Raw genomic sequence first — 6947 nt, forward strand, 5'->3', positions numbered from 1 at the left:
GGGTGTGGCGTGCGGGCTGAGGGCTGAGGGCTGAGGGCTGAGGGCTGAGGGCTGAGGGCTGAGGGCTGAGGGCTGAGGGCTGAGGGCTGAGGGCTGAGGGCTGAGGGCTGAGGGCTGAGGGCTGAGGCGCAGCCCGTCTTCACGGCAGCAGGGAAGAAGCCCCGTCATTTGGCCAATCCGGGCCCTCGACGCGGCGCGTGTCAGCGGGCGGGCGCTTTGGAGCAGAGGGCCTGTGCGTCGCTGAATTTGGCCGACAGGGCCTCGGCGGTTTGTGGAGGACTGCCGGGTGCCGACGGGGCGGGAGGCGTGGGGCTGGCCGATCCAGCGCGGCGCCGGAGCAGGCGTTCTGTCCCGCTGCGGGAGGGGGAATTGGCCCTTGGGTCGGGGCCCGGGCCGCAGATCTGCACAATTCGGTTCAGTGCGGGCTTTTTCTTGGCGCCCGACTTCCCTATATTTCCCCGATAGCGTTCCGATTCCTGAACCGAGATGATCACGAACCTCCTCCCCTCCGAACCGATCTGGCGCGCCTCCGGCGGCCTCCCCGGCGGCGATCCGGGTGAGGATGCGGCCGTCGTGCTCAAGACCCGTCCGAAGACGCAGCGCCCGCCGATGTACAAGGTGCTGCTGCTGAACGACGATTACACACCGATGGAATTCGTGGTGCATATCCTCGAGCGGTTCTTCGGCATGACCCATGCCCAGGCCTTCGAGATCATGCTGACGGTGCACAAGAAGGGGCTCGCCGTCGTCGGCGTGTTCAGCTTCGAGGTGGCCGAGACCAAGGTTGCGCAGGTGATGGATTTCGCCCGCCGCCATCAGCATCCCTTGCAATGCACGATGGAAAAGGAATAGGGCGGCCCGCATGAGCCACCCACGTCTTTCGCTTGCGCTCGATGCGCTGCCCGCCGCGGGCCGGATCGCGCTGTTCCGCCCGACCGCCGCCACCGACCTGACCGACCTGCCCGCCGCGCGGCTGCATGCCATACAGGGCTTCCGTCCGGATCATGACGCGATCTCTGCGCGCGGCATCGCGGTGAGCCCCGCGCCCGAGGGGCCCTATGCCGGGGCGGTGGTGTTCTTGCCGCGCGCCAAGGCGGAGGCGCGCGCGCTGATTTCCGCGGCCTGCGCCGCCGTGGTGCCGGGTGGCCCGATCTGGATCGACGGGCAGAAGACGGATGGCGTCGATTCCATGCTGAAGGAGCTGCGCGGGCGGATGTCGGTCTCCGATCCGATCGCGAAGGCGCATGGCAAGATCTTCCGCATCGAGGCCCTGCCCGGCGCGCTGAGCGACTGGGAGGCGGCGCCCATCGAGGCCGCGCCCGGCTTCACCACGCTGCCCGGCGTGTTCTCCGCCGATGGCGTGGACCGCGGTTCGGAGCTTCTGGCGGCCTGCCTGCCGCAGACGCTGCCGGGGCGGATGGCGGATATCGGGGCGGGCTGGGGCTGGCTCGCGGCGCAGGTTCTGGCGCGCAAGGGGGTGGAGAGCCTCGATCTCATCGAGGCGGAGGCCAGCGCGCTGGACTGCGCGCGGCGCAATATTCCGGACCCGCGCGCGCGTTTCCTCTGGGCCGATGCCACCCAGCATACCCCCGAGGCGCGCTATGCCGGCGCGGTGATGAACCCGCCCTTCCACACCGGGCGCAGCGCCGATCCGGGGCTGGGGCAGGCCTTCATCCGGGCTGCGGCGGGGATGCTGTCGCTCTCGGGCACGCTGTGGATGGTGGCGAACCGCCATCTGCCCTATGACGAGATCCTGCGCGCCTGTTTCCATGAGGTGACCGAGATCACCCCGCCCAGCGGCCGCGATTCCGCCTTCCGCATCACCCGGGCCGAACGGCCGATCCCGCAGCGCCGTCGCTAAGGAGGCCGCATGTCTCTCGCTATCACCGGCAAGACCGCCATCGTCACCGGCGCCGCCAATGGCATCGGCCTCGCCATCGCGCGGCATTTCCTCGACCGGGGGGCGCAGGTCGTCTGTGCGGATATGGACGAGGCGAAGCTGATCGCCGAATTCGGCGAGGGCGCGAAATCCGATGGCCCTGCGCGGATCTTCGCGGGCGATCTGTGCGAGAAGCTGTCGCTGGCGAACCTGCTATCGGCCACGGCGGATGCCTTTGGCCGGATCGATATTCTGGTGAATGCGGCGCGCAGCTTTTCGCCTTGCGATCCGCTGGATCCTTCGGACGAGGTTCTGGAGGTGATGATGCGCCAGAACATGGGCGCGGCGCTCCGGCTCTCGCGGATGACGGCGAAGCGGATGATCGCCGAGGCCGAGCGCGAGGACCGCAGCACGGGCGAGATTGGCTGCATCGTCAATGTCTCCACGCTGGCCGGATGCCGCACGCAGCCGGAGCTGATGGCCTATTCCATCGCCTGCGCGGCGCAGGAACAGGCGACGCGGGCGCTGGCGGTGGCGCTGGCGCCGCACCGGATCCGGGTGAACGGCGTGTCTTTCGCCTCGGTGATGAGCGCCTCGCTGCAGGCGGCGCTGAAGGAGAATTCGGACTGGCGCGAGGCGATTGCGCTCGGCACGCCGCTGGGGCGGATCGCTGCGCCGACCGAGCTGGCCGAGACGGTGCAGTACCTCGCCTCCTCGGGCGCAGGCTTCGTCACCGGGCAGGTGATCACCGTGGATGGCGGGCGCGGCCTGCTGGATGCGGTGCGCGTGCCCGCGTTCTGATCGCCCTCCATGCGGGCTTGGGTGAAATTCGCACCGAAGAGGCCCGCATCAGGCCCGCGCCGCGCTCCGGCTTGCCCGCTGACGGTTGATGGGGCCCCTTCTTGTGGGGCTGGCGGGGCCTATTTCTGCGGATAGGTTGCGCGGCAGGCCTGCACTTCGGCGTTCATCTGCGGGGTCAGCTGCTTGATCCGCACCACCAGCGCGTCGCGCTTGCGCTGCTCGGATTGCGGATCGATCGGCACCGAGCGCCGCCGGGTGACGTAATCATCCTCCAGGCACATGCGCGAGCGCACCGCCACGCGGCCATCGCGGCCGGGGTAGTGATCGTAGCCGCAGAACTCCCAGCTGGTCATCGGCACGTCGTATTCCTCGAAGGCATAGCCGCGCGCGAGGTTGCCATCCACTTCGGCCACCAGGCTTTGCAGGCGGCGGACCTCGGCGGTGGAGCGGTTGATGCAGCGCTCCTGCTGGCTGCCGCAGGCCGCCAGCCCCAACAGAACCACAATCGCGATCTTGCGCATGACCCCTCCGCGACCCCGCCTGGCTGTGATCGGCGCGGGATCTGCGGACAATCTAGCCTTGCACCGGCAAAACGCAATTCCCCTCGGGGGGCCGCTTTGCTATCCCCGGGGGCAAAGGAGACCCGCCATGGCCCCAGATCCGTTCGATGCCCGCAAGGCTGCCGCCTCCGCCTGGTTTGCTACGCTGCGCGACCGGATCGTGGCGGCCTTCGAGGCGCTGGAGCCGGAGGCGCGCTTCGCCGTGACGCCCACCACCCGCAGCGGCCCCGCGGGCGAGGACCATGGCGGCGGCAGGATGTCGGTGCTGCGGGGCGGGCGCGTGTTCGAGAAGGTGGGGGTGAATATCTCCACCGTCTGGGGCAGCCTCGCGCCGCCCGCGCAGCGCGCGATGGCCGCGCGCGGCGTGCCGGGGATAGAGGCGGATCCGCGGTTCTGGGCCTCCGGGATTTCGCTGGTGGCGCATATGACGAACCCGCATACGCCGGCGGTGCACATGAACACGCGGATGTTCTGGACGCCGGGGGCCTGGTGGTTCGGCGGCGGCGCCGATCTGAACCCCTGCATCGAATATCCGGAGGATACGGCGCATTTCCACGCCGCGCTGAAGGCCGCCTGCGATGCCCATGACCCGGGCTATTACGCGCGCTTCAAGGCCTGGGCGGACGAATATTTCTTCATTCCGCACCGGAGCCGGGCCCGCGGCGTGGGCGGGATTTTCTATGACGACCTGAACACCGGCGACTGGGAGGCCGATTTCGCCTTCACCCGGGCGGTGGGGGAGGCGTTCCTGCCCGCCTTCCTGCCGGTGACGGAGCGGCGGCTGGGCACGCCCGCCAGCGCCCGAGACCGCGACTGCCAGCTGATCCACCGCGGGCTCTATGCCGAATACAACCTGGTCTATGACCGGGGCACCAAGTTCGGGCTGGAGACCGGGCACAATGCCGATGCGGTGCTGATGAGCCTTCCTCCCTTGGCCAAATGGCCGTGATCGGGGCTATACAGGGGGGCCGCTTTCCCGTATAGCGCGGCCTTCCGCCGTATGAGAAAGCCGATCCGATGACCCAGTTCCCGAACCTTCCTGCCGCGCTCTCTGATGCGCTGGCCCAGAAGGGCTATGCCGCCCTGACCCCGGTGCAGGAGGCGGTTTCGGATCCGGCGCTGGCGGGGCGGGACCTGCTGGTCTCGGCGCAGACGGGCTCGGGCAAGACCGTGGCCTTTGGCCTAGCGATCGCGCCGGAGCTGATCGGGGAGAGCGGCATTCCGCCCTATGCCGACATTCCGCGCGCGCTGGTGGTGGCGCCGACGCGGGAGCTGGCGCAGCAGGTGCAGCGCGAGCTGGGCTGGCTCTATGCGCAGGCGGGCGCGGTGATTGCGGGCGCGGTCGGCGGCATGGATGCGCGCGGCGAGCGGCGCGCGCTGGAGCGCGGGGCGCATATCGTGGTGGGCACGCCCGGGCGGATCTGCGACCATATCCGGCGCGGCGCGCTGGATCTGAGCGAGCTCGCGGCGGTGGTGCTCGACGAGGCCGACGAGATGCTCGATATGGGCTTCCGCGAGGATCTGGAATTCATTCTCGAATCGGCGCCGGAAACCCGCCGCACGCTGATGTTCTCGGCCACGGTGCCGCCGGAAATCGCGCGGCTGGCGCAGACCTTCCAGAAGGATGCGGAGCGGATTTCGACGATTGCGGCGCGCAGCCAGCATGCGGACATCGATTATCGTGCGCTGATGGTGGATAAATCCGACCGCGAGAACGCGATTGTCAACGTTCTGCGCTTCCACGAGCCGGAGCGGGCGATCGTGTTCTGTTCGACCCGGGCCGAAGTGGCGCGGCTGACCGGAAAGCTTCTGAACCGCGGCTTCTCGGTGGTGGCGCTGTCGGGCGAGCTGACCCAGGACGAGCGTTCGCGTGCGCTGCAGATGCTGCGCGACGGGCGGGCGCGGGTCTGTATCGCGACCGATGTGGCCGCGCGCGGGATCGACCTGCCGGGGCTGGAGCTGGTGGTCCATGCCGATCTGCCGCTGAACAAGGAGGCGCTGCTGCACCGCTCCGGGCGCACGGGGCGGGCCGGGGCGAAGGGGATTTCGGCGCTGGTGGTGCCGGTGAATGCGCGCGGCAAGGCCGAGCGGCTGCTGCGCGAGGCGCAGGTGAGCGCGCAATGGGAGCCCGCGCCGGGCCCCGACGAGATTGCCGTGAAGGACCAGGAGCGGCTGCTGAGCGACCCGGTGGTGAGCGCGCCGATGACGGCCGACGAGCTGGACGCGGTGGAGCAGCTGCTGGCGGCCTTCGAGCCGAAGCAGCTGGCGGCGGCGGTGCTGCGCAATTTCCGCGCGGCGCGTTCGGCGCCCGAGGACCTGCTGCCGGTGACGGTGGATGGGGTGAAGCCGCGCGAGCGGGCCGAATTCGGCAATTCGAACTGGTACCGGCTGTCTGTCGGGCATAATGCCTGGGTCGATCCGAAGTGGCTGCTGCCGATGCTGTGCCGCGCGGGAGACCTGACCCGGCGCGATATTGGCGCGATCCGGGTGATGGAGGACCACACCTTCGTGCAGATCCATGCCGATGCGGCGGGGCGGTTCACCGCGTCGCTGGGGCCGGCGATGATGCTGGAGGACAAGGGCCGGGTGGAGCCGCTGGCCGGCGCGCCGGAGGGGCTGGACCGCCCGGCGCCGAAGCCCGCCCGCTGGCAGAACAAGGGCCGCGAGGAGAAGCCCTTCGGGGTGCGCAAGTTCCGCGAGGATGGGCCGAAGAAGCCCCATCGCAAGGGGCCGCCGCGCGAAGAAGGCGCCACCGACGCGCCCCGGCCGAAGCGCTTTGCCGCGCGGCCGGAGGGCGAAGACGGCTTCCGCCCGAAGCGCAGCTTCGCGCCGCGGCCGGAGGGCGAGGAGGGCGCGCGCCCGAAGCGCCCCTACACCCCGCGCGAGACGGGGGAGGCGGAGGGCTTCAAGCCGAAGCGCAAGCCCGCGCCCGATGCGGCCCCGAAAGGGCGCAAATCCGCGCCCTGGGCACGCGAGGGCGGCCATGGCGGGCCGAAGACCCCGGGCAAGCCGCCCGCGAAGTTCGGCAAGCCCGGTGGCAAGAAGAAGTGATGGCGGGCGGGGCGCGGGGCTGATCCTGGCGCCGTGCATTTTCCGGCCCGGGAGGGACTGAGCGCAGGGCACATTTTGCGTGCCTTGGGCGGGGTCTTCTCGCGGTCCGTGTGGCGCGGCTGGCGTTCAGTGGGCCGCTGGCCTGGCCGGATCCCTGCCATAGCCTTTGGTGCCGTAGCGGAGCCGCTTTGGCGGCCGCTTCCATGATCAGATCTTATAGTCCTGCCGCGCCTGGCGCGGCCCTAGGTGCGTAATCCCGCACAGGGCTATATCCCCGCCGCAGGTTCATACGCGGGCGGCTCCTTCAGGTGTAAGTCTGCGGATTATCGGATGCCGGGAGGGGCTTAGGGGGGCTTGTTCCGCCTGTGCGCCTATTCCCAAGTCAAATTATGATGAAATATTCGGTATTTGAATTTCAGCAGCCCTGAGCCCTTCTGCCCTCCCCCCGACGGGCTCTGTGTGCGCGGGTTGGTCTGCGCGGTTCCGCGTGGGAGATCGGTCCTGTCGGAGATCACCGCTGTCGGGCTCGGTCTGTCGCCCGCGGCGATCCGGGCCCATGGGGCTTCTGCCTCTGGCCACGGTGTTTTCCGCCAGAAGCCGGGGCGGGCCAGAGGCGGCCCGTCTTCGGCCGGGGGCCGCGCTGCAGTGTCGCCATG

6 protein-coding genes are annotated in these 6947 nt (G+C 69.6%); 5 read left to right on the forward strand and 1 reads right to left on the reverse strand.

Annotated features, from left to right (window positions below):
• Positions 1–486 precede the first annotated feature (486 nt).
• From clpS to ACOMG5_RS17340, 3 genes are read left to right on the forward strand one after another with little or no spacing between them, the layout of a single operon-like run.
• Positions 487–852 carry an ATP-dependent Clp protease adapter ClpS gene (clpS, locus tag ACOMG5_RS17330; protein ID WP_420345037.1) on the forward strand — a complete coding sequence of 122 codons (366 nt, stop codon included), beginning with the start codon at positions 487–489 and terminating at the stop codon, positions 850–852.
• A 10-nt stretch (positions 853–862) separates the two neighbouring features.
• On the forward strand, positions 863–1861 hold the full coding sequence (locus ACOMG5_RS17335; protein WP_420345038.1) for a methyltransferase: 999 nt from the start codon (positions 863–865) through the stop codon (positions 1859–1861).
• A gap of 9 nt (positions 1862–1870) precedes the next feature.
• A complete protein-coding gene (locus ACOMG5_RS17340) occupies positions 1871–2680 on the forward strand; it encodes an SDR family NAD(P)-dependent oxidoreductase (protein WP_420345039.1) in 810 nt (269 codons plus the stop codon).
• Positions 2681–2799: 119 nt separating this feature from the next.
• Here the strand turns inward: ACOMG5_RS17340 and ACOMG5_RS17345 are convergent, their stop codons facing one another.
• Positions 2800–3201, reverse strand: a complete 402-nt coding sequence (locus ACOMG5_RS17345) for a hypothetical protein (RefSeq protein WP_420345040.1) — start codon at positions 3199–3201, stop codon at positions 2800–2802.
• A gap of 127 nt (positions 3202–3328) precedes the next feature.
• Between ACOMG5_RS17345 and hemF the strand changes: the two genes are divergently transcribed.
• Together hemF and ACOMG5_RS17355 are read left to right on the forward strand one after the other, a co-directional pair.
• On the forward strand, positions 3329–4189 hold the full coding sequence (hemF, locus tag ACOMG5_RS17350; RefSeq protein WP_420345041.1) for an oxygen-dependent coproporphyrinogen oxidase: 861 nt from the start codon (positions 3329–3331) through the stop codon (positions 4187–4189).
• 68 nt (positions 4190–4257) lie between these two features.
• Positions 4258–6291 carry a DEAD/DEAH box helicase gene (locus tag ACOMG5_RS17355; RefSeq protein ID WP_420345042.1) on the forward strand — a complete coding sequence of 678 codons (2034 nt, stop codon included), beginning with the start codon at positions 4258–4260 and terminating at the stop codon, positions 6289–6291.
• The last annotated feature ends 656 nt before the right edge of the window (positions 6292–6947 follow it).

This window comes from Paenirhodobacter sp. (genome assembly GCF_041916475.1).
Classification (GTDB): Bacteria; Pseudomonadota; Alphaproteobacteria; order Rhodobacterales; family Rhodobacteraceae; genus Rhodobacter.